Genomic DNA, 24600 nt, shown 5'->3' with positions numbered 1-24600 from the left:
GTAGGTTTAGGTAAATGGCCGGAATAATCATATCCCGGCTTTCCTTTTTTATAGCGGTTGAAGATCATTGCCCGGCCCTGGCCCGTATATCTGCAAAGGAATATTCCTTTATAATGTGGCCGTTCTCAAAAACGGTTTCCAGCTGATCGGCTAAGTCGGACGCCTCCTGCAGTGTTACAGTGCGGTACTCCCCCTTTTCCTTTACCAGCTTTAAACGCCCGGCTTTGGAATGTTTAAAGGAGGTGCGCAGCTGCCCTTCCGCATTCAGCTCCACAGGGTTCTTTTGTACATCAATATCTTTTCCATTCACCATAGCATAGGAGCATTTAAGGGCAAACTCCTGCGTATCGCGGTTTACGCGTTGCAGCAAAGCCCCGCCCATACCCAGGGCCAGGTTCTCTGCACTAATGCCGGCCTGCTGCAGGGCGGTATAAATATTACCGATGGAAGAAAGGCTGATCCCATCGCCCTGTATTACGCGCACTTGCGGGGGCAATACCTTGTAACCTTTTTCATTAGTGGTATAGCCGAATTGTTTAAAAAGGATCTCAAATACCTGCAGCAGCGTACGCACCGGGTCGCCGCTATCTGGGCGAATGACCAGGGAGCCCTCCCGCTGCAGCACCTGCTGTTTCAGATCCTCCCCCCAATACTGCTCACAGGCGCGGAAAATATTGTAGGAGTCCGATACGCAGGCTATTACCCCGGTAGGGAAGGTATCCAGCACATGTTTAAAAATAGCTTCCTCCCCTTTTTCACCCAGCAGGGTTACTATAGAGTGTTCCGTAGCGGGGATAGAAAGGCCCGGGGCCTGCTGTGCGCCGTAATACCGTTTGGCAAAAATGGAAGCGGGCAGCGTATCACTGCCGGAAAAGTTCACCAGGTGGGCGCTGCCGCCCAGGCCTGCACTTTCTACAGAGCTGGCGCCCCGGAAGCCAAAATCATTCAGCACCAGGTCTATACCTGCAAAGGAGGCAGCGCTGGCCGTGGCCGTATAATATCGTTTTACGATCTGTTTTATTTCCCGGGAAAGAGTGGCTACCGTGCAGGGATACCATACCTGCATCAGCAGGGTTTCCAGGAAGTTGGTAAGCCAAAAGCAGGCAGGGTCCGTATTCTCAATAGTCATCAGCACATTGCGTACCGGCACTACCGTGCCCTCCGGTACGGCTTTAATACGCACGGGCAGGTGCCCGCCATGGGTGTGTACAATGTATTCAAACCTGCGGCGGTCAAACACATCTTCCCGGCCAAATACTTCCTGCAGCAGCGTCTCTGCCTCATTGATCTTTTCTTTGGTGAACACAATGCCCTGCAGGTAGTTTTTCAGGTAATACTGCAATCCGTAGAACACGGTGTTATCAAACTTGCCGCCCCTGCTTTCCAGGTAAGAGTAAATGTACTCCGTACCCGGCAGGTACAGCTTGTGATGCGAGTATTTATAGGCATCTGCCAGTAGAATGAGATTCTCCATTAACCAGGTATGAAGTAAGAGGTTGGGTTTACTCCCTATTTCGTTTTTATGTATTCATCAATTTGTTCCGTCCCTTTATGCAAATTAACAAACAGCGGGTTCTTTTGCGGATCAAATACAATGAGGGTATGCGACTCCCAGGTATCCTGGGGTACAGGCAATTCAATAATTACTTCCTGTCCGTTGCTGCGCCTGAAAAGCAGGCTGTCCTTAGCGGCTACGTGGCGGGTAAACTGGTGCTGTTCCAGGTAGCTGATCAGCTCCTGCTGTTTTTGCTGTGCAGCGGCAGCTGTGGTATCCCCTGCAACCGGTTTTACCTGGCGCAGCACATATACTTTTTGCGTGATCAGGTCATAGCTATCGGTGTTCTGCTCATCACGGCCGCCACTGTTACAGGCTGCCAGCAGCAGGATGGACAATAAGAAATATCGCATGGTTAGAATTGTATTTTAAATTGCTGTTGCTTGTTACCCCGTTTAACGACCACCGTAGTGGTATCCCCTTTTTTGAATGTACCCAGCGCCTGCATATAGGCTTCCAGGTTAGTAATGTTTTGTTTGCCCAGCTGTACGATCACGTCCCCGGTCAGCAGCCCTGCTTTTTGCGCGGGCCTGTTGTCAGACACCCCATCTACCCGTACGCCGCCTTTATTATACGTATAATCCGGCATAATACCCAGCGTTACGGAAAAACGGGCAGTGCTCATCTGCGGCTCTTTGGTGGGTGTAAAGGCCAGCTTCTCCTGCTTTTCCGTTCTTTCAATTACATGGTAAATGTACTTTATAACGGTAAGCTCCCCGTTGTAATTGATCTTATCTGCATCATCCGTAGGCTTGTGATAGTCGGCATGCGAGCCGGTAAAAAAGAACAATACCGGTACTTTGGCGCGGTAAAAAGAGGTATGGTCTGAGGGGCCTACGCCGCTGGAATCATACGTAAGCTTCATACCCTCTGCCGGCACCTGCTGCAGCAGCGGGCCCCAGGCCGGCGAGGTGCCTACCCCGCCTATCTGCAATCCTTTGGCCGCATCCAGGCGGCCTACCATATCCATGTTGATCATGCAGTTCACCTGCTCCATGGGTATGGGTGCATGGGTGGTGAAATACTTGGAGCCAAACAGCCCCAGCTCCTCGCCGGAAAAGGCTACCAGGATGAAGTTATTGCTTTTAAAGCGGCCGCTTTTCAGCAGGCGGCCCAGCTCCAGCAGGGCAGCTATGCCGCTGGCATTGTCATCGGCCCCGTTATGAATGGCCTTTTCGCCGGTGTTCAGGGAGTTATGATCCTCCCCATAGCCCAGGTGGTCAAAGTGCGCGCCTATTACAATTGTTTTAAGCGCGTCGTTATCAATATAGCCGATCACGTTAGTGCCGGTACGTTTGGTTTGTTTAAAAGCCACCTGAAGGCTAATCTGGAAACCATCGGCATTATCGCTCTTCAGCTTTTTGCTGATGGCATCATTCACCCACAGCGCCGGTATGGTTAGCTTTTTGGCATTTTCATCCAGCCATTGCAAAGCCGTTGGTACATTGTCCTTTGAGTTAAAGAAAATAACGCCGTTGGCGCCGTTCTTGGCGGCTTCCAGGGCTTTTTTGCGGTACTCTTCCAGCGGGGAGGCATGCGGGTTCAGGTCCAGGTCCTGCACATCTATGAGCCATATATTATCCGGTTCTTTTACCTGGGGTAGTACATCGCCCTTAGCGGTTTTTTCTGCGCTGAAAGGGAGGGGCACAAACTGTTCCCCGGCGGTAAAGCTTTCTTTATTAATGGTAAGCCGCGTGGCGCCGGCAATTTCCCGGCCCTCCCGCACGATGAAGGTTTGCAGGTAGCCGCTATCGCCTTTAGGTGTCAGGCCCTCTGCTTTCATTTGGCCGGCAATATAAGTGGCGGCTAATTGTTCGCCGGGGGTGCCGGTTCTGCGGCCTTCCAGCTGGTCGCTGGCCAGGTAGCTCACATGTGCCTGTAAATTGCCCAGGGTTTTCCGGTCGGCTTTCTTCTGGGCCTGTGATGATATGGTGGCCAGTAAGGATAAAAAGAGAAACCAGGTAGTTCGTTTCACAGTTAAAGGATTTACTTTTTCAGACTTACGGTGTTTTGTATTGCTGAAGATTTTACCACTGACCAGGGAGATTAAATTACGAAATGCGAATTAAAATGCAGCGGCAAGGTTTAATTACGGATTATTCAATACGAATTAAAAACGCCCCGGTTAAAGCCCCTATTTATTAAACGTAGCATATGTTATAATTTTTATATGGGATAATAAAATAAGGAACTTTAAGCTTGCAGGACCTTAGAATACAAACGCAATAAAAACAACTTAATCCTACTCTCCAAAATCTGAACCACTTCACAACGAACTACTTAATGGCATTACCCGCCAGGGGGCCAGGGTATGAATGCTTCATTTTGTAATTGACAATTCGTAATTCACAATCGTATTTCCCCAAAATGCAATTATTACACCAAATTTGGATTTTCAACCTATTTTTGCCGCGTTAAAAACCAATCATACCCAAACAACCAACAAGATGTCTGAGATCAAAAACACGCCTTTTACCCCAAAACATGTGGCGCTGGGGGCCAAAATGGTTCCTTTTGCAGGTTATAACATGCCGGTTTCCTATACCGGTATTAATGATGAGCACCAGGCCGTACGCACCAATGCCGGTGTATTTGATGTAAGCCATATGGGCGAGTTTATGTTAAAAGGCGCCGATGCGCTGGACCTTATTCAACGGGTTACCAGCAACGATGCTTCCAAATTAACCGCGGGCAAAGCCCAGTACAGCTGTTTACCAAATGCAGAAGGGGGGATTGTAGATGACCTGCTGGTATATTGCATAGAAGAAAATAAAGTGTACATGCTGGTGGTAAATGCCAGCAACATTGAAAAAGACTGGAACTGGATCAGCCAGCACAATACCAAAGGGGTGGAAATGCATAACATTTCCGATAAAACCTGCCTGCTGGCCATACAGGGCCCTAATGCCACCGGTATGCTGCAGCCGCTGACGGATATTGATATTATAAACCTGAAATATTACACTTTTGCCAAGGGCACCTTTGCGGGCGTACCCAATGTGCTGATTAGCGCTACAGGTTACACCGGCGCAGGTGGCATTGAGATCTATTTTGAAGATAAGGACGGCGCTGCTGAAAAAATATGGGATGCCCTTTTTGCTACCGGCGGTCCTAAGGGATTGAAACCGATAGGCTTAGGCGCCCGCGATACCCTGCGCCTGGAAATGGGTTTTTGCCTGTACGGCAATGATATTGATGACCGCACCTCCCCGCTGGAGGCCGGCCTGGGCTGGATCACCAAGTTCACCAAGGACTTTACCGCCCGCGACATTATTGAAAAAACAAAAGCCGCCGGCGTTACACAAAAGCTGGTAGGTTTTGAAATGATAGACAAGGGCATTCCCCGTCATGATTACGAGATCAGGAATGCAGCAGGCGAAGTAATAGGACGGGTAACCTCCGGTACACAGTCGCCCTCCCTGCAAAAGGCCATTGGGCTTGGATATGTAAAAACGCCTTACGCAGCACTGGGGAGCGAGATCTTTATTACCGTGCGCGACAAACAGCTCAAAGCCCAGGTGGTAAAGGTGCCGTTTTTGGGGTAGGTAACAATTAGCAGTTGGCATTGAGCGTTTAGCTTTTGATAAAAGATTGAAAAATTTGCCTGCGGGCCATTATCTTAGCTGACAGCCACGGGGGTTGACAGCTGAGCGCTAAACGTTTTCACACCATATCATTCTATGCCTACTATTCATCAGACCACAGTTATTTATGCTCCTATGGAACGGGTGTTTAACCTGAGCCGGAGTATTACCCTGCACAAGCGCAGCATGGCCCATTTACAGGAAGAAGCCATTAAAGGCCGCCTGAACGGGTTAATAGAAAATAATGAAACAGTGACCTGGCGTGCGCGCCATTTAGGTAAGAACCGGGTGCTTACCACCCGGGTTACCGATATGCGCAGCCCGGAGTACTTTTGCGATGAAATGGAACAGGGCGATTTTAAGTATATGCGCCATGAGCACCATTTTAAGGCAATTGAAAATGCTACGGTGGCCATAGATATCATGGATTTTGAAATACCCTACGGAAAGCTGGGGCAGCTGTTTACCAAATTTTACCTGAAAAAATATATGAGCCGCCTGTTACAGCAGCGTAACCGCGTAATAAAAGATTATGCGGAAACGGAGAAATGGCGGGTTATTCTTGATTAATTAATAATGAATAATTAAGCATTAATAATCGTGGGAAGTGTAGTTCAATGAAGTACCGGCACTTCTTAATTATTCATTAATAATGAATAATTAAGAATTAATAACTACTGCGCAAATAGGGTAGCTCAGTGAAGTATGGCATTACGATTATTAATTCTCTAAAAAAGTGGAAATGACTGAACCGAATGGAAGTACTCCCTCGCTGGAGGTGTGCCTGTCGCCGGCCTTATTACATTTGTATGATGTGAAAAACAGTATTGTTGTGATCATTGATGTGCTAAGGGCTACCTCTACTATCTGTACGGCATTATATAACGGTGCTGCCAAAATAATACCGGTAGCCTCTGTAGAAGAATGTGTGAACATTGGCCGCCAGCTAAGCGCCATTACTGCCGGTGAGCGGGATGGTAAAATTGCCGAAGGGCTGGCTTATGGTAACTCCCCCTTTGAATACCCGCGTGATTTTATAGAAGGTAAGATCCTGGTGCTTACCACCACCAATGGCACCAAGCTGCTGCACATGGCAAAAGATGCCATCCAGATTATTACGGGCTCTTTCCCAAATCTTTCTGCCGTATGTGAGTACCTGGTAGCCCAGGGTAAAAATGTGATACTGGGCTGCGCTGCCTGGAAAGACCGTGTGAATATGGAAGATACCCTGTTTGCCGGGGCCGTAGTGCACCGCATTAAGCAGCATTTTAACGTGAACTGCGACTCCGCCCTGGCGGCAGAAACCTTGTATAATACCGCTAAAGACGATATTTTCGGCTTCATGCGCCAAGCCTCCCACTTCCAGCGCCTGTCACGCTATGGATTGGAAAAAGACATCCGCTACTGCCTTACGCCGGACAGCGCTAATGTGCTGCCCATACTGCAGAACGGAGAGCTGGTGGTGGGGTAGTGAGTAATTCGTAATTGAATTAGTTCGGGGAAAAGCAATGAATGGTTTGTGAACCTGTTTTATTTAAGTGTTTAAATAAGGTCTCCAATCGCTGCATTCTAATTCGTAATTATTCGCATTTATATCTATTTTCAATGGTGCTCATGTACCGCTTTGGCGGAATCGTAATTAAATAATTCGTAATTAACCATGCGTTCCATCTGTTCCACTTGTGGTATTCAATACGAAGATACTCCGCAGCCGCCGGCGCATTGCCCGGTATGTGAAGATGACCGCCAGTATGTAAATCCCGGCGGCCAGTCGTGGACTACGCTGGAACAGGTAGTCCGTGGCCACCGCAACATTATTGAAAAAGTAGCGCCTGACCTGTACGCTATTTACACTACGCCGGCCTTTGCCATTGGCCAGCGGGCTTACCTGCTCATTACTCCCGGCGGCAATATTCTCTGGGATTGTATCACTAACCTCGACGCCTCTACTATAGATCTTATTCAGCAGCTGGGTGGTATTAAAGCTATTGCTATCTCGCACCCGCATTATTTTTCCACGATCGTGGAGTGGAGCCATGCCTTTAACAATGCCCCGGTGTACGTACATGCGTTGGATGCGCAGTGGCTGGGCCGCAGGGACCCGGTAATTAAATTGTGGGAAGGCCCTATGCTGCCTTTATGGGATAATATCGGGCTGGTGCTTTGCGGCGGGCATTTTCCCGGCGCCAACATCCTGCACTGGCCGGCCGGGCATAACGGTAAAGGTGTGCTGCTGGTGGGCGATGTGATCCAGGTATCCCCTGATCTGAAAACGGTTTCCTTCATGTATAGTTATCCCAACCTGATCCCCTTGCCTAAGAGGGATATCCTGCAGATCCAGGCAGCCGTTAAGCCATTGAAATATGATGCCCTGTACGGCGCTTTTGGCCGGGTGATTGCCGCCAACGGGCAGCAGGCCGTTGCGTTTTCTATTCAGCGGTATTTACGGATATACGAATAGTCCGTCGATGGTCCATAGTCCATTGCCTGGTTCGCGGGTGAAGTATTACGTGGCTGGGCTATAAACTGCGCCGCATTGTTGCAGATATATTGTTAAAGCAATATTTCCATACGCAGTGTGATACGCCTTTTGAATGATCAGTGCCCTGTTTCCATAAAGTTTTCATGAAATTTTATTGCACGGCGTATGGTAAATAGGGAACCATCCGGCTATAAATACACGGCACTGCTATTATCACCTATCGCGGTCAAACCTTCTCCACGCTATATTCCATGGACTATCGACCATGGACCATCGGCCCTCCCTCCACATTCCAAAAATTCTGCTTACTTTTGTGGATTGCCTTTTAGCGAGTTGCTAAAGATTTTAGTCTTTATAAAGCCTGGAATATATGTCACTACCCCAGTTATTAAAATACGTTTATAATAACGGCACCGATGAGGTGATCCGGAGGGGGAAACGTATATTCTCTACAGGCGGGGTAGAGCTGCTGGAGGCCGACCCTGTGCTTAAATCAGCCGCTTTCCGGGTAAAGAGCGATACGCACGCCAACTACTACAAAGTTACCATCGCCAAATATCACGATACCGGCAATATGTCGGTACGCTGCCAGTGCCCCTATAACCTGGGGGATATTTGCCGGCACGAAGCAGCTGCTTTGTTCCAGCTGCAGGAAATGCTGGACAAGAACCACTTTGATAGTTTTGAAACGCATTACAATCAGCAACATACGCTGATAAAAATGAAGTCTATTGACCTCAAATCTATCAGGCTGCTCACCTCCCCGGAGATCTATGCAGAGGCAGAAAAAATACTGAAACACCATAAGATCCAGATCCGCAGCGCCAAAGATGAAAAGGTAGAAGCGTTGCTGAAGCTGGATGGACAGGAATATCCGCTCATCCTGCAGCGGAATGAGGAACGCAACTTTGATACCCACTGCATTTGCGATGAAACGGAGCACCCCCTGTGTAAGCACAAAACAGCCCTGTTCCTGCAATTGCTGAATGCCAACGGGCCTTTTTATTTTGATACCCTGCGCAACTGGGATAAGGAAAAAAATAAGCTGCTGGCCATTTACGGCTACTCCCTTACAGATAACCTGGATGGTAAGTTTGCTTTTTCCTACATGGAGGGCAAGCCCTTCCTGCGTGTGCTGGACCCCAGCATTAAGCGGGTAGAAGCTCCTGTGGCCGGCCGGGCACAACAGGCGCCCCCACCGCCCCCGCCGGACATTGTGGTTACACAGCGTGTAGGCGTGGTGTTTAATGCCAATGAAACCCTGTATCCCTTTTTCCGGATGGACCTGGTGAGCGGGGAAGTGAATGAGGAGCAGAATGGTTTTGTATCCCTGGTGAACAAGCTGGACCTGACCAAATACATTGATTTTTACCAGTATAAAGAGCATGACCGGGAGTTGATCTCGCCGGTGCGTAAGCTGCAGTCAGGCGAGGTGAGTAAATACCTGAGCAAGAACTCGCCTTTTGCAGGCATCTGGGAAAATATTACCCACGATAATTCAGAAGAGCTGCCAACGGAAACTAAGGAGCTGATGCTGGAATACATGCATCCCAAGCTGGCTAAGCTGTTCCCGCAAATGGCGGAACATGGCTTGCTGTTCCTGCTACCCAACCGGCAGCCGTTTAAAACACGTAACCTGCAGCCCATTGCACTAGCCGGCGGCCGCCTGTTGCCCGTGTTTAAAACCCATACCGGCGAAAAGGAAGTGGAGATCACCTGTTATGTAAATATAGAAGGCGAGCTGGTGAATGTAACGGAAAATGAATGGGAAAGCCCGCTGCTGTTCCTTTACAAGGGCATGCTGCACCTGTTTGAAAATCCGCAGGATGCGCTGCATGTGGAGCTGTTCCGTAATACCGGCCGCTTACGTATACCCGTAACCGAATGGCCTACTTATTTAAAAGATTACCTGTTGCCCTTAAGCCGGCAATATGATATACAGTTTGATGCTTCCCTGCTGGCTGAGGTAGATGATATTTTACCGGAAAGCCGCGTGTACCTGAAAGAGATGGGCGAAACCTTTATTATTCAGCCCGGCTTTGCCTACCATGGGCATGAGGTGGAGTGGAATGATGAAACCCGCATTACGGTGCAGGAAGGCAACAAAGTGCTCATTATTCACCGGAACAAAGCGGCGGAAGAGCAGTTTGTGGAAAGCATCCGGGCGCTGCACACCAATTTCAGTCAGCCCAGCAACAACAACTATTTTTACCTGCGCTCCAAAGAAGCGCTGAAGAACAACTGGTTCTTCCTGTTCTTTGATGCGCTGAAGGAAATGAATGTACGCGTGTTTGGCTTTGACGGCCTGCGCAACTTCAAGTTCAACTCCCATAAGCCGGTCACCAATCTGCAGATCAGCTCCGGCATTGACTGGTTTGACGCGCAGATAGAGGTGCTGTATGGCGATCAGCGTGTAAGCATTAAGGATATTAAGCATGCGCTGGCCAATAAGCAAAATTATGTACAGCTGGCAGATGGCTCCCTGGGCCTGCTGCCGGAGGAATGGCTGCGCAAATATTCCCTGCTGTTTAAGATAGGCGAGGAAAAAGATAAAGGGCTTAAGCTCAGCAAATACAACTTCAGCGTTATTGATGAGCTGTTTGAGTTTATTGATGATGAGGCCATTGTTATAGAGCTGGAGCAGAAGCGTAAAAAGCTGCTGCAGTTTGATGAGATCCGCAATGTTTCCCTGCCGCATAACCTGAATGCCAATCTGCGTCCTTACCAGGAAAGCGGTTTCCAGTGGCTCAACTACCTGGATGAAGTGAAGTGGGGCGGCATCCTGGCCGATGACATGGGTTTGGGTAAAACCATACAGGCGCTTACGTTTGTACAGCATTACAAGAACACGCATAACGATAAATGCCTGGCGCTGGTAGTATGTCCTACTACGCTGATCTATAACTGGGAGAACGAGATCAAGAAGTTCACCCCTGAAATGCGTTACCATATTCATCACGGGCCTACGCGCATGAAAAATCCCGAAGAGCTGCAGAAGGTAGATATTATCATCACCACTTACGGTACCCTGCGCAGCGATGTGCAGCTGCTCATGAAAATGGAGTTTGACTATGTGATCCTGGATGAATCCCAGGCCATTAAGAACCCGCAGAGCAAGGTTACCAAAGCGGCGCAGCTGCTGCATACCAGGAACCGCCTGGCGCTGAGCGGTACGCCCATGCAAAACAATACTTTTGATATTTATGCGCAGATGAACTTCCTGAACCCCGGCATGCTGGGGAGTGTAGACTTTTTCAGGAATGAATTTGCCACGCCTATTGATAAATTCCAGGATGAGGAGCGTAAAGATCATTTGCGTAAGCTCATCTACCCATTCATATTACGCCGTACCAAGGAGCAGGTTGCCAAAGAGCTGCCGGAGAAAATAGAAACCGTGATCTTCTGCGAAATGGATGCGGAGCAGCGCCATATTTACGATGCTTACCGCAATACCTACCGCTCCAAGATCTTAGGGGTGATAGAAGACCAGGGTATGGAGCGCTCCCAGCTTACTATTTTGCAGGGCCTGATGAAGCTGCGCCAGATCTGCGATTCACCGGCTATCCTGAATGAATCAGAGCAGTATCCGAACCACTCTGTAAAGCTGCATGAGCTTACCCGTGAAATGTCAGAGAATATCAGCAACCACAAGGTGCTGGTGTTTTCCCAGTTCCTGGGTATGCTGGCGCTGATTAAAGACCGCCTGCAGCATCTTAAAATTCCGTTTGAATATTTTGACGGCAGCACCAGCACCATGGAAAGGGAACGCGCTATCCAGAACTTCCAGAATAACGAGGAATGCCGTGTATTCCTGATCTCCCTTAAAGCCGGTGGCGTAGGTTTGAACCTTACCGCTGCCGACTATGTATATATTGTAGATCCCTGGTGGAACCCCGCCGTAGAACAGCAGGCCATTGACCGTACCCACCGTATTGGCCAAACCAAGAATATTTTTGCCTACCGCATGATCTGTAAGGATACGGTGGAGGAAAAGATCTTACAGCTGCAGGAGCGCAAGAAATCTTTGGTAAAAGATATTATTGCCGATGATACCGGCTTTATTAAGAAGCTGTCTAAAGAGGATGTGCTGTATTTGTTCAGCTAAGCTTAAGCCATCATTTTTATCAGTAACACCGGCAGTCCCAGGGAAACGCCCATTCCATAGAACAGATCCAGCCAGAAGAAGGAACCCAGTGCGCCGGCATAAATAATGCCTACCACCGGTACCGTTACCACCTTTAGCCATTTCGGCGTATCCTCTCCATGCCACAGTGTATTCCACATCGTTTTTGCATCACCGATGCTGGGAAAAGCATGCATACCAATAGAAATAGACAGGTACAGCAAAAGATAATCCAGCGAATTACCGCTGCTGAATTTCATGACCGGTATAGCGGCCGGAAAGGCAATAATAGCCGCCAGCAAAGTGTTCACAATAAAAGGCCCGATGCCTATCCATAGCTGGTGCACGGGATTGCGTACCGGTTCATGGATCACATAACCGGCGGGGTTGGCGGCCTGAAAATATTTTACTTCAAATACGGCTACCCCACATAAGCGGCAGAACAGCTGGTGGGCCAGCTCATGTGCTACCACACCCGGAAAAGTAACGATCGTAATTATAATACCTGGAATAAAAAACATATTGAATACATTAATCTCTGTAAGGAATAGTACCGGCAATGACCCCTTGCAGGTTACCCAGCCAGGAGGTATCGGCATTTTGTTTTACGCGTGCCAGCAGGGCGTCCCGCTCTTTGGTTTGCTTGTTGAAATGGTAGGCCAGTGTAAGCGCCTGCATAATACTGGCATTATCCGGCTCCAGGCCGTAGGCGTACAGCGCTTTTTCCAAAGCCTGTTTATCCTGTTTTTGTTTCAATAATATTTTCACCAGCGAAACATGCGCATCTACTGATTCTGCGTTCAGCTTCAGCCACCGGTTACAGATAGCTGTAGCTTTTTCATATTGTTTTTCTTCCCGGTAAGCGGCGGCCAGCAGGCCATATGCCGGTTGAAAGTCAGGAGCAGCTGTTAATACCTGGCCGCAGAGACTGTCGGTAGCGGTATATTCGTGTGTCTCAAAATACTGGTCGGCCAATAAATAATTTGCCAGGTTATCTTTCGGGTGCTGCTGCACATATTGCTTTAAAGCTGCCCGGTAAGCTATATTATCGTTCCCGAGGCTATCACGTACAAAGTGAAAGGCGGTGTCCTCAAAGTGGTAGTTTTTAAAACCGCCTAATACTTCGTTCACCCGTTCAATGAGCTCCTTTTCTTTGTTGAATGTTTGGCCGGCCCAATGTTCCCGCGCGCTGTCAGCTTCTGCGAGATGGTCATTATAATAAGCCGCAATCATGTAATGGCAGGCGCCCTGAAGGTATTCCGGGTAGTCCTTCAGCGTTTGCCGCAGCGCAGCTTCTGCACTTATATACTTATGCTGCTCTTCCAGCTTTAATGCCCGCTCATAATTGAGGCCTGCTGTAAAAGATTTTGGAAACTTTGCCAGGGAGAATAATACCAGCAAACCCACGCCCAGGGCAGCCCATAATACTTCTTTTTTAATGGGATAACGGCTTAGCCCGCGGCGGCAGGGCGCGCATAGTCTTATTTTATAACCTTCTTCATAGGATGGTATGCCGCATTTCTGGCAGCTGTCATTCCCCGCAGTCCCTTGCGCAGGAATGTTGTCATTTACTTCCATAGGTACTCTTGAATTGGGGTGTCAAGATATAAGAAAAAATACAAATGTGTTATCCCACTATCATTGCATTTTCTGCAATCACCCTTCCGTTTCTGCATGGTTCCTTCAGGCATCTTTTCAACTGTCCTAAACCGTATTTCCGATTTTGCAATTGACTATCAATTGCTTACCCATCATTTCAAACACCGCATGCCAACACTGGCACTACAATAGCTTTTACCTGCCCGTAACAATCACAAACCTATATGTTACCAGACACAAAAATCTCTCAGCTTATCAGTCACCAGATCCCGGGCCTCAGCTATGTAATGTGGCAGTTCCGGCTTACGGGCCCGGTGTATGAAGTGATCCATGTATTTACAGATTACACCCGGCGCTGATCCGTGGTGGGCGGCTGAACGAAGCCCGGAAATGTTTCACCATAGCTGCGGTGTTGTACCGCAACGGCAGCGGCCTGCTGCGCAATGCTATTGAAAGCGTGTACCTGTACGGGTTATCGCCCCTGCTGGATACCGCCTGCAATAACCAGCCGGTAAAAGCATTGCTGCCGGTCAGGCTGCAACAGCTACGCATCCAGCAGATCCAGCACGGTACCACTAATTAAAATATACACCATTATGCTTACCATTCTTTTATTACTCGCAGGCCTGGCCTGTTTTGTATTGTTCTTCCGCTCAATTGATTATTTCGACCGCATATAACAGCTAAAGACTATGATGAACGCATTATTTATCCTGGCCATAGGGGTATTCCTGTACATGATCTATGTATTGCTGAAACCCGAAAAGTTTTAAAACAAACAAGCCAAAAGAAAGAAGATGACAACAGAAATTTTAGGCGTAATTATCACCTATGCACTTACACTACTACTGGCCTGGCCTTTAGGGAAATACATAGCCAGAGTATTCAAGGGGGAAAGAACCTGGTCAGATTTTATGGCGCCAATAGAACGCCTGTTCTACAAACTATCCGGCATTAATCCTAAAGAGGAAATGAACTGGAAGCAGCACCTGAAAGCGCTGCTGACCATTAACCTGGTATGGTTTGTATACGCATTTTTTGCACTGCTGTTTCAGGACAAGCTGCCCCTGAACCCGGATGGCAATCCAGGCCAAACGCCGGACCTGGCCTTTAACACCGCCATCAGCTTTGTGGTGAACTGTAACCTGCAGCACTATTCCGGCGAAAGCGGGGTAACTTATTTTACCCAGCTGTTTGTACTGGAGTTCCTGCACTTTGTAAGCGCCGCCACCGGCATCGCTTCACTGATAGTAGTATTAAAAGCATTAAAAGATAAAACTACCAGTAAGCTGGGTAACTTCTGGGACTTTTTTGTAAAAACCATCACCCGCATTTTATTGCCGCTAGCTATTGTTATTGCCATTATACTGGCCTTTAACGGTACCCCCGCCAGCTACAAAGGGAAAGACTCCTATGTAAGTCTGCAGGGCGATACGGTAAATGTATCCCGCGGCCCTGCTGCCGGCATGATTGCCATTAAACACCTGGGCACCAATGGCGGCGGCTGGTTTGGCGCCAACTCCGCACACCCGCTGGAAAATCCTAACTACATAACCTACATCACGGAAATGGTAGCGCAGGTAGTGCTGCCCATAGCCATGATCTTTGCGCTGGGCTTTTTCATAAACCGTAAAAAGTTTGCGTACGTGGTTTTTGGCGTTATGACACTGGGCCTGCTCTGTTTAGTGATACCAACCATCATTACGGAAATACATGGTAGCCCTGCCATTGCGCACATGGGCATAGCACAGCCTACGGGCGCCATGGAAGGTAAGGAAGTAAGATTCGGACCAGCCGGATCGGCGTATTGGAGTATCGTTACCACCATTATCTCCACCGGTTCTGTCAATGCTATGCACGACAGCACCATGCCGCTCAGCGGCTTAATGCAAATGCTGGGTATGATGGTGAACAGCTTTTACGGCGGCTGTGGTGTGGGCTTCCTGAACTACTACATCTACATTGTTATAGCCGTGTTTATATCCGGCCTTATGGTAGGCCGTACGCCGGAGTTCATGGGCCATAAGCTGGAAGCGCGTGAAATAAAAATAGCGGCGCTCATTACGCTGTTATCACCCTTCATGATACTGGCCGGTACGGCGTTATCCTCCTTTATACTGGCACATCATCCCGGGGCTGACTGGGCGGTGAAACCATCGGCCTGGTTAAATAACCCAGGTTACCATGGCTTCTCTGAAATGCTGTATGAATACACTTCATCCAATGCCAATAATGGTTCAGGGTTTGAAGGCCTGGGCGATAATAACATTTTCTGGAATGTGAGCACGGGCTTTATCCTGATCCTGGGCCGCTTTCTGCCCATTATAGGGCCGGTAGCCATTGCAGGATTAATGGCCAACAAAAAATTCATACCGGCAGCTGCAGGCACCTTAAAAACAGATTCGCTCACTTTCGGGGTAATGACCTTTGCCGTGATCATTATCATTAATGCGCTGTCGTACTTCCCCGCGCTGGCGCTGGGTCCTATAGCAGAGTATTTTTCCATGCATTAATGAACAATAGCTATAACAAATGAAAAATAAAGATAACAGACTTTTTCCGCGGGAGCTGGTAAAGGAAAGCTTACAACAATCCTTTATAAAGCTGAATCCCCGGTTAATGATAAAGAACCCGGTGATGTTCACCGTTGAATTAGGCACCATCGTAATGTTGATTGTTACACTGTATGCCATCATCACCAGGCATACCGACCAGGGCAGTGTAGCTTATAACGGGCTGGTATTCCTGGTGCTGCTGCTCACCGTATTATTTGCCAACTTTGCGGAAGCCATTGCAGAAGCCCGTGGTAAAGCCCAGGCAGAGAGCCTGCGTAAAACCCGCGAGGAAACGCCCGCCAGGCTGATACGCACCATAGGTGAGGTATTTATGAATGAGGTACAGGTAATATCATCTGCACAGCTGCGTAAGGGAGATGTATTCCTGTGTGAGCCGGGTGATATTATACCGGCAGATGGTGAGATCATTGAAGGCCTTGCCAGCATAGACGAATCGGCCATTACCGGCGAAAGTGCGCCGGTGATACGGGAAGCCGGGGGCGATAAGTCCAGCGTGGTAGGCGGTACCAAAGTATTGAGCGACCGTATTAAAGTGCAGGTAAGCACAGAGCCTGGCGAATCTTTTTTAGATAAGATGATTGCCCTGGTAGAAGGCGCCAGCCGCCAGAAAACGCCGAATGAAATAGCGCTGACTATACTGCTGGCCAGCTTTACACTGGTGTTCATTATTGTATGCGTAACCTTAAAACCGTTTGCAGATTATGCGCAAACACCCATTACCATTGCGGCCTTCATCTCCTTGTTTGTATGCCTGATACCCACTACCATTGGCGGTTTGCTCTCGGCCATTGGTATTGCGGGTATGGACCGTGCACTGCGCGCCAATGTAATTACCAAATCAGGTAAGGCGGTAGAAACAGCCGGCGACGTAGATGTATTACTGTTAGATAAAACCGGTACTATCACTATTGGCAACCGTAAGGCCACTAACTTTTATGCGGCCAACGGAGTATCCAAAGAAGAATTTATAAAGCTCTGCGCCATCAGCTCTTTGTCCGACGAAACGCCGGAAGGCAAGTCCATTGTGGAGCTGGCCGGTAAGGAAGTAGTAAGCAAGCTTTCAGTGAACGGCGCTACGCTGGTAAAGTTCACCGCCGAAACCCGCAGCAGCGGTATTGATCTGTCAGACGGTACCCGCATCCGCAAAGGAGCATCTGATGCTATGCAAAAGCTGGCCGCCCATGCCGGCCATAGTGTGCCGGCTGAAACGCTGGAGAAGGTAAAAGCTATTGCCAAAGATGGCGGCACACCCTTAGTGGTGGCCCTTAACAGCCAGGTACAGGGTGTAATAGAGTTACAGGATATTATTAAACCCGGCATACAGGAACGTTTTGACCGCCTGCGTAAGATGGGCGTAAAAACAGTAATGGTTACCGGCGATAATCCTTTAACGGCTAAATACATTGCTACCAAAGCCGGGGTAGATGATTTTATTGCAGAAGCCAAACCGGAGGATAAGATGGCCTACATTAAAAAAGAGCAGACCGAAGGCCGCCTGGTAGCCATGATGGGCGATGGCACCAACGATGCGCCGGCGCTGGCCCAGGCAGATGTAGGTGTGGCCATGAACAGCGGTACACAGGCTGCGAAGGAAGCCGGTAACATGGTAGACCTGGATAATGATCCCACCAAGCTGATCGAGATCGTGGAAATAGGCAAGCAGCTGCTCATGACGCGCGGCACGCTCACCACTTTTTCCATTGCCAATGATGTGGCTAAATACTTTGCCATTGTACCGGCGCTGTTTATAGCCTCTATCCCAGCCCTGCAGGGTATTAATATCATGCGCCTGCACAGCCCTGAATCAGCTATCCTGAGCGCAGTGATATTCAACGCCATTATTATTCCCCTGCTTATTCCGCTGGCATTAAGAGGCGTGGCTTACAAGCCTATTGGCGCCAGCGCGCTGCTGCGCAGGAACCTGCTCATTTACGGTGTAGGCGGGGTAATAGTACCGTTTATTGGTATTAAGCTCATAGACCTGTTCATTAGTATGTTCTTTTAACACTTAACAACAATCAACATGAAACGATATATTTTTCCTGCCGTAAGATTGACCCTGGTACTGATAGTCGTGCTGGCAGGCTTGTTCCCGCTGTTTATTGCCGCTGTGGCTAAAATGGCGCCCGGTAAGGGCGATGGTGTAACGGTAATGCATAAGGGAAAAGTAGTGGGTTACGCCAACATCGGCCAGAAATTTACAGAGGATAAATATTGCTGGTCGCGCCCCTCAGCGGTGGACTATAATGCCGCCGGTTCTGCGGGTTCCAACAAAGGTCCCTCTAACCCGGATTACCTGAAAACAGTGCAGGAAAGGATTGATACTTTCCTGGCGCACAACCCCGGTGTAAATAAAGAAGACATACCAGCGGAGCTGGTTACGGCATCCGGCAGCGGCCTGGATCCTGACCTGTCGCCTGCAGCGGTGGAAATACAGATACCCCGCATTGCCAAAGCCCGCGGCATGGCGCCGGAGCGTATTAAAGCACTGGTAAAAGAACATACCAAAGGGCCTTTACTGGGATTGTTAGGGCCGTCTAAAGTGAATGTGCTGCAGCTCAACATCGCTTTGGACGATATGCAGCAATAGTATTTCATATCCTACGAAAATTTAAACCTGTTAAGTACGTTCCCCGCGCTCCGCTGCTGAAAGGGCAGTGGGGCGCTATTTTAAAAAGAAAGGATCTATCCAGAAATATTTTGAAACGATTTTTAATCAGCGCAGCCATGCTTACTATTACGGCTACACGCGCATTCTCACAAGACAGCACTGCAGCAAAAGAACCCGGAAAGCTTACCTTTTCCGGTTATGCAGAGGTTTATTATAGTTATGACTTTAACAATCCTGGCAACCATGTGAAACCTCCATTTATCTATAGCTATAACCGGCATAATGAGGTGAACCTGAACCTGGGATTTGTGAAAGCCAATTATACATCTGACCGGGTACGGGGTAATATTGCTATTATGGCCGGTACCTATGCACAATACAACATGGCATCAGAAGCAGAACTGTTGCGGCATGTGTACGAAGCAAACGCAGGCTTGCGTATTGGAAAAGGATTGTGGGTGGATGCCGGTATAATGCCTTCCCATATTGGGTTTGAAAGCGCCATTGGGAAAGATTGCTATACGCTTACCCGCAGTATTTTGGCAGATAATACGCCTTATTATGAGGCGGGCGTTAAAATAACCTGGAATCCCAATGAGCAATGGACGCTGGCTGCCATGTACCTGAACGGCTGGCAGCGCATTCAACGGGTAAATGGAAATCAAACACCCGCTTTTGGCACGCAGGTGACCTTTAAACCCAATGATAAGGTCGCACTGAACTACAGCACATTTATCGGGAACGATAAACCGGACAGCGCCCGGCAAATGCGGTATTTTAATAACCTTTACGGTACCTTTAGCATAGGAGATAAGTGCACACTGGTAGCGGGTATTGACTATGGTTTGGAACAAGCAGCAAAAGGCAGCAGCGATCTGAATACCTGGTACAGTCCCATTCTTATAGCCCGGTATGCATTAACCGATAAGGTGGCGCTGGCCGGCCGTGTAGAACATTATAATGATAAACACGGTGTTATTATTAATACCGGCACTGCCAATGGCTTTCAAACCACCGGCTACTCGCTGAACCTGGATGTAAAACCCATGGATAATGTGCTGTTCCGGATAGAGGGAAAATATTATGACAGTAAGGACGCCATATTTACAAAGGATGATGAGCTGAAAACCGGCAACGTATCGGTAACCACCTCACTATCACTCTGGTTTTAATCCACATACCTGTTATGACAGACAAAGAACATACGGTACAACACTACCTGCACCTGGCCAACAAAACATCGGGCCGGGGCAAGTTCAAGATCTATATTGGTATGAGCGCCGGTGTGGGCAAAACCTACCGTATGCTGCAGGAAGCGCACAACCTGCTGCGCAATGGTGTGAACATACAGATAGGTTACGTGGAAACACATAGCCGTAAAGAAACACAGGCATTGATAGAAGGATTGCCGGCCATACCGCGCAAGCAGGTTTTTTACAAAGGCAAAATGCTGGAAGAAATGGACCTGGACAGCATTTTGCTGCTGAACCCTGAATGGGTGATAGTAGATGAGCTGGCGCATACGAACATACCGGGTGCACGTCATGAAAAACGCTGGCAGGATGTGGCGGAGCTTTTAAATGCAGGCATTAACGTTATATCTGCCGTGAACATACAGCACATTGAAAGCATTAACCAGCAGGTAAAAATAATTACCGGTGTGGAGGTAAAAGAGCGCGTGCCGGACAGTGTGCTGCAGATGGCTGATGAAGTAGTGAACATAGACCTTACGGCCGATGAGCTGATCACCCGTCTGAAAGAAGGTAAGATCTACGATCCCTCAAAGGTGGAAACGGCGCTTAAGAATTTTTTCCAGTCGGAGAAAATACTGCAGCTGCGGGAGCTGGCCCTGAAGGAAGTAACCTCGCAGGTGGAGCGCAAAGTGGAAATAGAGGTGCCGCGCAGCCAGCAAATGCGGCATGAGAATTTCCTGGCCTGCATTTCTACCAACGATGAAATTGCACGTAAAGTGATCCGTAAAACGGCCCGCCTGGCATCTTATTACCATGGCAACTGGTATGTGCTGTATGTGCAGGCCCCGCGTGAAAATGCCGCCCGCATAAGCCTGGCATCCCAGCGCCATTTGATCAATAACCTGAAGCTGGCAACAGAGCTGGGCGCGGAAGTGCTGCAGGTGCACGATGCCCGCATAGCGCAGGTGATCATTGACACGGCTATTGAAAAGCGGGTAACCACCGTGTGTATTGGTAAACCACACATTAGCCTGTTCCGTATTATCCTTAGAACCAACCTTTTTAACCAATTGTTAAAAACATTATCTTCCAATGATATTGATCTCATAATTCTATCATGAGGCTAAAAACAAAGATCACGCTGGGGGTGCTGTTCCTTTACTTTATGCTGCTGCTGGTGAGCGTACTGGGATACTATTACCTCACCAACCTGAATGTAAAGGCACGCACTATTTTGCAGGATAATTATGAATCCCTGGAATACAGCAAGAATATGCTGATAGCGCTGGATACCCTGAATGCTGACCGCAGCAGCGGTCTGCAAACATTTGAGCAGCAGCTGCACCGGCAGGAAACTAATATTACTGAATACGGTGAGGGCAGCGCCACGGTGCAGGTACGCAGGGCCTTTGAGCAGCTGAAAAAAGACAGCGCTGTTTCCCAGCAGGAGCTGCAGGCCATACGTAAAAGCATATACGTGATCATGGATGCCAATATGCAGGCCATTGTAGGAAAGCATGAAAGCGTAAAGAAAACAGCTAACAATGCGCTGTTATACATAGCCGTTATCAGCGGGGTTTGCTTTTTACTGGGATTCACCTTTGTATATAATTTCCCTGGTTATGTGGCTAATCCCATCCGCGAGCTTACCATCGGTATCAAAGGCATTGCAGATAAAAAATACAGCCAGCGCCTGCATTTTAAAAGCGCAGATGAATTTGGAGAGCTGGCCACGGCCTTTAATACCATGGCCCAGCGCCTGGATGATTATGAGCACAGCAACCTGGCCCGCATTATGTTTGAAAAGCAGCGTGCGGAGGCGGTGATCAGCAGCCTGAAAGATGCTACCATTGGTTTTGATACCAGGAACATCATCCTGTTTGCGAATACGCCTGCCCTGCAATTATTAAATATGCCGGAACAGGCGCTGATAGGCAAGCCTGCGCAGGAAGTAGCAAAGTATAATGACCTGCTCAGCTTTTTAGTGAACCCGCAGAACACGGGCCCCTTGAAAATAGTGGTGGATGGCAAGGAATGTTTTTTTACCAAAGAGCTGGTGGATATTGATTATGCCAATGAAAGGATCGGTTATATTATTGTGCTCAAGAACATTACCAGCTTCCGCGAGCAGGACCTGGCCAAAACGCATTTCATAGCTACGGTATCGCATGAGCTGAAAACACCTTTAGCCTCTTCTGATTTTAGTTTAAAGCTGCTGGAAGATGAGCGCATTGGCCACCTGACCAGTGAGCAGCATGAGCTGGTTGAAAGCCTGAAGCAGGATAACCTGCGTATGATCAAAATTGTAAGTGAGCTGCTAAATCTTTCGCAGGTAGAAAGCGGCAACATTCAGCTGCAGCCCCAGCCCGTGGCTCCTGCACAGGTATTGGAGTATGCGCTGGATACGGTGCGTAAACAGGCAGCCCAAAAACAGGTGAATATTCAAACCCGGATACCGGAACAATTACCCAGCATACAGGCCGATGTGGAGAAAACCGCCTGGGTGCTGGTGAACCTGCTTACCAATGCCATCCGTTATTCACCCGCAGGATCCGCCGTGCAGCTGGCCATTGCACAAACGGCAGACACGCTTACCTTCAGTGTGCAGGATGAGGGTAAGGGCATTCCGGCGGCTTTCCGTGAAAAGATATTTGAACGTTTTTACCAGGTACCCGGTACGCACAGTCAAAAAAGCAGCGGGCTGGGACTGGCTATAGCAAGGGAGTTTATAGAAGCGCAGGGAGGAACTATAGGAGTAGAGAGTGAGGAAGGCAAAGGCAGCCTGTTTTATTTTAGCTTGCCGGTAGCGGTATAAGCTTACAGGCGCTCCATTTCCTGCACTACTTCCTGGCAGGCTGCATCCATAATAGCGGACAGCTGCTGTACTTTTTCATGAATAGCGGGTATATTGGTGCCCTGCTCCGCCTCTTTCTCCAGATCGCGGGTAGTTTCCATCGCATTTACAATAGGCACAATACCCAGGCTTGATTTCAGGCGATGGGCCAGGAAGGCCGCTCTTTTCCAATCCTGCTGCTGGATGGCTTCCTGTATCTCCTGCACATTTTTAGGCATAGTGGTCAGGAACTCCTGCAGCATTTCTTTTATGTAAGCCGTGTCATTGTATAATATACTACGTAAATGGCCGAAGTCTACTACGCCTGGACCAGGCAGCGGGGTGTTGTCCAATATCTTCATATAGAGCTCTTCAGGTACAAATGGTTTGGAAATATAATCATTCATGCCGGATTGTAAACATTTTTCCCGTTCACCCTTGATAGCGGCAGCGGTCATGGCAATCACCGGGGTATCAATACCCTGCTTGCGCAGCTGTATGGTAGTGGTATAGCCATCCATTTCAGGCATTTGGATGTCCATGATTATGCAGTCGTATTCTTTCTGCTGCACCAGGGTAAGCACTTGTTTGCCGTCCGCTGCAATGTCTACCCTGGCGCCGGCTTTGTGCAGGGTGTTATAAGCTACGCGCTGGTTAATAATATTATCTTCCGCTACCAGCAGCATTTTGCCCTGTAATACGGGCCGTAGCTGGGTAGCTGCTGCCAGGCCTTTGCTTTGTGTTTCCGGCAGGAAGAGGTTTTTGGTAAAGGGTATTTCGCAATAAAAGGTAGTGCCGGCGCCTTCCTTGCTTTTTACGGTAAGGGAGCCGCCCTGCAGGGCTACCAGCTCGCGGGTAATGGCCAGGCCCAGGCCGGTGCCGCCATAACGGCGGGTATTTTCTGCATTGGATTGTGTGAAGCTTTCAAAAATGATCTCCTGCTTATCTGCCGGTATACCAATACCGGTATCACTCACCTCAAAGCCTATACGTACCCTGGTATTTTGTGTGGCCAGCACACGGCAGCGTATGCCAATGGCGCCGCCCGGCGTAAATTTAATGGCATTCTCCACCAGGTTCACCATGATCTGGGTAAAACGTACGGGATCGCCCAGCAGGTGATCCGGCACTTCGTCTGCTATTTCCAGGGAATAATGCAGCCCTTTTTGCTGCGCCTGTAGCTGCAGGGGCAACAGGGTTTTATCCATCAGCTCACGGAAATGAAAGGCAATTTGTTCCAGCGCCATTTTGCCGGAGCGTATCTTGGAAAAATCCAGGATCTCGTTAATAATAGCCAGCAGGTTGCTGGCAGATTGCTGGGTGGCTTGAATGTATTCTTTTTGCTCAAGTGTTAAAGAAGTGTTAAGGAGCAGGTTGGTCATACCGATAATACCGTTCATGGGCGTACGAATTTCGTGGCTCATGTTGGCCAGGAACATTTCCTGCTGGCGTTTGGCATCTTCCGCTACTTTGCGTGCATGGATCAGCTCCTGCTCATATTTAATGCGTTCAGAAATATCTTTCAGCCAGCATTGGTAACCTTTCATTTCACCATCTTTATAAAGTACTACTACTTCCTGCTCTACCCATTTCCGTTCCCCATTCTTGGTTATGATCTGGAATTCCCGGTGTGTGACCGGTATTTTTTCCCTGACCTGCCGCAGGTAATATTGCATCAGCTCATCATACATTTCAGGATCAATATGCATGGAATAGTGTTGTCCCAGCAGCTCTGCATCCGTATACCCGGTTAAGGCAGCGGCGTGTTTGCTGACAAACGTAAAGTAACCGCCTCTGTTGGTAACATAGAGTAATACATGGGCCGTTTGTATGAGTTGTAAATATTTGTGCTCACCTTCCTGCAGCTCTTTTTTTGCCTTTTCCAGCAGGCCCATATCGCGGTTCAGCCAGAGCAGGGCTATTACGGAGATCAGGAAGATAGAGATGTCGGTAACCAGTGGCAAACGGGCGGTCGCCAGCAGCCAGGTAAAGCCGGCGGCACTAATGAGTAAGAAGATCAGGATAGGTTTTTTTAGTGGCATAT

General features: G+C 48.6%; 20 protein-coding genes. 14 read left to right on the top strand and 6 right to left on the bottom strand.

Annotation, left to right across the window (positions count from 1 at the left end):
- Positions 1–64: 64 nt before the first annotated feature.
- The 3 genes from BMZ54_RS03945 to BMZ54_RS03935 are packed head-to-tail and all read right to left on the bottom strand — an operon-like array spanning position 65 to position 3530.
- Positions 65–1474 carry a nicotinate phosphoribosyltransferase gene (locus tag BMZ54_RS03945; RefSeq protein ID WP_089906823.1) on the bottom strand — a complete coding sequence of 470 codons (1410 nt, stop codon included), beginning with the start codon at positions 1472–1474 and terminating at the stop codon, positions 65–67.
- 35 nt (positions 1475–1509) lie between these two features.
- On the bottom strand, positions 1510–1908 hold the full coding sequence (locus BMZ54_RS03940; protein ID WP_143080897.1) for a hypothetical protein: 399 nt from the start codon (positions 1906–1908) through the stop codon (positions 1510–1512).
- A 2-nt stretch (positions 1909–1910) separates the two neighbouring features.
- Positions 1911–3530: a M28 family peptidase gene (locus tag BMZ54_RS03935; RefSeq protein ID WP_089906821.1), complete on the bottom strand. Its 1620-nt coding sequence runs from the start codon at positions 3528–3530 to the stop codon at positions 1911–1913.
- 472 nt (positions 3531–4002) lie between these two features.
- Here BMZ54_RS03935 and gcvT point away from each other — a divergent pair, with 472 nt between their 5' ends.
- From gcvT to BMZ54_RS03910, 5 genes are all read left to right on the top strand, one after another.
- Positions 4003–5100, top strand: a complete 1098-nt coding sequence (gene gcvT, locus BMZ54_RS03930; RefSeq protein WP_394332704.1) for a glycine cleavage system aminomethyltransferase GcvT — start codon at positions 4003–4005, stop codon at positions 5098–5100.
- Between the two features lie 135 nt (positions 5101–5235).
- Positions 5236–5709, top strand: coding sequence for an SRPBCC family protein (locus BMZ54_RS03925; RefSeq protein ID WP_089906820.1), 474 nt, complete (start codon positions 5236–5238; stop codon positions 5707–5709).
- 172 nt (positions 5710–5881) lie between these two features.
- Entirely contained in the window at positions 5882–6610 is a 729-nt protein-coding gene (locus BMZ54_RS03920) for a 2-phosphosulfolactate phosphatase (RefSeq protein ID WP_089906819.1), read from the top strand.
- 189 nt (positions 6611–6799) lie between these two features.
- Positions 6800–7600 (top strand): MBL fold metallo-hydrolase, encoded by an 801-nt coding sequence (locus BMZ54_RS03915; protein WP_089906818.1) that lies wholly within the window; start codon positions 6800–6802, stop codon positions 7598–7600.
- Between the two features lie 391 nt (positions 7601–7991).
- Positions 7992–11726, top strand: a complete 3735-nt coding sequence (locus BMZ54_RS03910; RefSeq protein ID WP_089906817.1) for a DEAD/DEAH box helicase — start codon at positions 7992–7994, stop codon at positions 11724–11726.
- Between the two features lie 2 nt (positions 11727–11728).
- On the opposite strand, the gene BMZ54_RS03905 is transcribed toward BMZ54_RS03910, so the two are convergent.
- Positions 11729–12265 (bottom strand): metalloprotease family protein, encoded by a 537-nt coding sequence (locus BMZ54_RS03905; RefSeq protein ID WP_089908319.1) that lies wholly within the window; start codon positions 12263–12265, stop codon positions 11729–11731.
- A gap of 10 nt (positions 12266–12275) precedes the next feature.
- Positions 12276–13322: a tetratricopeptide repeat protein gene (locus BMZ54_RS03900; RefSeq protein WP_089906816.1), complete on the bottom strand. Its 1047-nt coding sequence runs from the start codon at positions 13320–13322 to the stop codon at positions 12276–12278.
- A 245-nt stretch (positions 13323–13567) separates the two neighbouring features.
- Between BMZ54_RS03900 and BMZ54_RS33455 the strand changes: the two genes are divergently transcribed.
- From BMZ54_RS33455 to BMZ54_RS03865, 9 genes are all read left to right on the top strand, one after another.
- A complete protein-coding gene (locus BMZ54_RS33455; protein ID WP_262487571.1) occupies positions 13568–13702 on the top strand; it encodes a hypothetical protein in 135 nt (44 codons plus the stop codon).
- 50 nt (positions 13703–13752) lie between these two features.
- Complete coding sequence (locus tag BMZ54_RS32890; protein WP_156093007.1) at positions 13753–13926, top strand: DUF7674 family protein; 174 nt, start codon at positions 13753–13755, stop codon at positions 13924–13926.
- A 109-nt stretch (positions 13927–14035) separates the two neighbouring features.
- Positions 14036–14116, top strand: a complete 81-nt coding sequence (locus tag BMZ54_RS33535) for a potassium-transporting ATPase subunit F (RefSeq protein ID WP_089906815.1) — start codon at positions 14036–14038, stop codon at positions 14114–14116.
- Between the two features lie 24 nt (positions 14117–14140).
- Positions 14141–15856: a potassium-transporting ATPase subunit KdpA gene (gene kdpA, locus BMZ54_RS03890; protein WP_089906814.1), complete on the top strand. Its 1716-nt coding sequence runs from the start codon at positions 14141–14143 to the stop codon at positions 15854–15856.
- Between the two features lie 19 nt (positions 15857–15875).
- Positions 15876–17924 (top strand): potassium-transporting ATPase subunit KdpB, encoded by a 2049-nt coding sequence (gene kdpB, locus BMZ54_RS03885; RefSeq protein WP_089906813.1) that lies wholly within the window; start codon positions 15876–15878, stop codon positions 17922–17924.
- 18 nt (positions 17925–17942) lie between these two features.
- Positions 17943–18509: a K(+)-transporting ATPase subunit C gene (locus tag BMZ54_RS03880; RefSeq protein WP_089906812.1), complete on the top strand. Its 567-nt coding sequence runs from the start codon at positions 17943–17945 to the stop codon at positions 18507–18509.
- A 110-nt stretch (positions 18510–18619) separates the two neighbouring features.
- Positions 18620–19702, top strand: coding sequence for a porin (locus BMZ54_RS03875; RefSeq protein ID WP_202909130.1), 1083 nt, complete (start codon positions 18620–18622; stop codon positions 19700–19702).
- A gap of 14 nt (positions 19703–19716) precedes the next feature.
- Positions 19717–20844, top strand: a complete 1128-nt coding sequence (locus tag BMZ54_RS03870; protein ID WP_089906810.1) for a histidine kinase — start codon at positions 19717–19719, stop codon at positions 20842–20844.
- Entirely contained in the window at positions 20841–22538 is a 1698-nt protein-coding gene (locus BMZ54_RS03865) for an ATP-binding protein (RefSeq protein WP_089906809.1), read from the top strand. Before BMZ54_RS03870 ends, BMZ54_RS03865 begins: the two co-directional genes overlap by 4 nt.
- 2 nt (positions 22539–22540) lie before the next feature.
- Here the strand turns inward: BMZ54_RS03865 and BMZ54_RS03860 are convergent, their stop codons facing one another.
- The gene (locus BMZ54_RS03860; protein WP_202909129.1) at positions 22541–24598 is read right to left on the bottom strand and encodes an ATP-binding protein; all 2058 of its coding nucleotides are present in this window, start codon (positions 24596–24598) and stop codon (positions 22541–22543) included.
- Positions 24599–24600: the final 2 nt, after the last annotated feature.

The sequence above is a fragment of the Chitinophaga rupis genome, assembly GCF_900109685.1.
In the GTDB taxonomy this organism is placed as follows: Bacteria; Bacteroidota; Bacteroidia; order Chitinophagales; family Chitinophagaceae; genus Chitinophaga; species Chitinophaga rupis.
The sequence above is the reverse complement of the archived record's forward strand: the minus strand, read 5'-3'. Positions and strand labels throughout refer to the sequence as shown.

Excerpts from the sequence above, each read along its gene's own strand:
- BMZ54_RS03910 (WP_089906817.1), top strand. The coding sequence starts at position 7,992 with ATGTCACTACCCCAGTTATTAAAATACGTTTATAATAACGGCACCGAT.
- kdpB (WP_089906813.1), top strand. The coding sequence starts at position 15,876 with ATGAAAAATAAAGATAACAGACTTTTTCCGCGGGAGCTGGTAAAGGAA.
- BMZ54_RS03870 (WP_089906810.1), top strand. The coding sequence starts at position 19,717 with ATGACAGACAAAGAACATACGGTACAACACTACCTGCACCTGGCCAAC.
- BMZ54_RS03880 (WP_089906812.1), top strand. The coding sequence starts at position 17,943 with ATGAAACGATATATTTTTCCTGCCGTAAGATTGACCCTGGTACTGATA.
- BMZ54_RS03925 (WP_089906820.1), top strand. The coding sequence starts at position 5,236 with ATGCCTACTATTCATCAGACCACAGTTATTTATGCTCCTATGGAACGG.
- BMZ54_RS03900 (WP_089906816.1), bottom strand. The coding sequence starts at position 13,322 with ATGGAAGTAAATGACAACATTCCTGCGCAAGGGACTGCGGGGAATGAC.
- BMZ54_RS03940 (WP_143080897.1), bottom strand. The coding sequence starts at position 1,908 with ATGCGATATTTCTTATTGTCCATCCTGCTGCTGGCAGCCTGTAACAGT.
- BMZ54_RS03865 (WP_089906809.1), top strand. The coding sequence starts at position 20,841 with ATGAGGCTAAAAACAAAGATCACGCTGGGGGTGCTGTTCCTTTACTTT.
- BMZ54_RS33455 (WP_262487571.1), top strand. The coding sequence starts at position 13,568 with ATGTTACCAGACACAAAAATCTCTCAGCTTATCAGTCACCAGATCCCG.
- gcvT (WP_394332704.1), top strand. The coding sequence starts at position 4,003 with ATGTCTGAGATCAAAAACACGCCTTTTACCCCAAAACATGTGGCGCTG.
- BMZ54_RS03860 (WP_202909129.1), bottom strand. The coding sequence starts at position 24,598 with ATGCCACTAAAAAAACCTATCCTGATCTTCTTACTCATTAGTGCCGCC.
- kdpA (WP_089906814.1), top strand. The coding sequence starts at position 14,141 with ATGACAACAGAAATTTTAGGCGTAATTATCACCTATGCACTTACACTA.
- BMZ54_RS03915 (WP_089906818.1), top strand. The coding sequence starts at position 6,800 with ATGCGTTCCATCTGTTCCACTTGTGGTATTCAATACGAAGATACTCCG.
- BMZ54_RS33535 (WP_089906815.1), top strand. The coding sequence starts at position 14,036 with ATGATGAACGCATTATTTATCCTGGCCATAGGGGTATTCCTGTACATG.
- BMZ54_RS03920 (WP_089906819.1), top strand. The coding sequence starts at position 5,882 with ATGACTGAACCGAATGGAAGTACTCCCTCGCTGGAGGTGTGCCTGTCG.
- BMZ54_RS03905 (WP_089908319.1), bottom strand. The coding sequence starts at position 12,265 with ATGTTTTTTATTCCAGGTATTATAATTACGATCGTTACTTTTCCGGGT.
- BMZ54_RS03945 (WP_089906823.1), bottom strand. The coding sequence starts at position 1,474 with ATGGAGAATCTCATTCTACTGGCAGATGCCTATAAATACTCGCATCAC.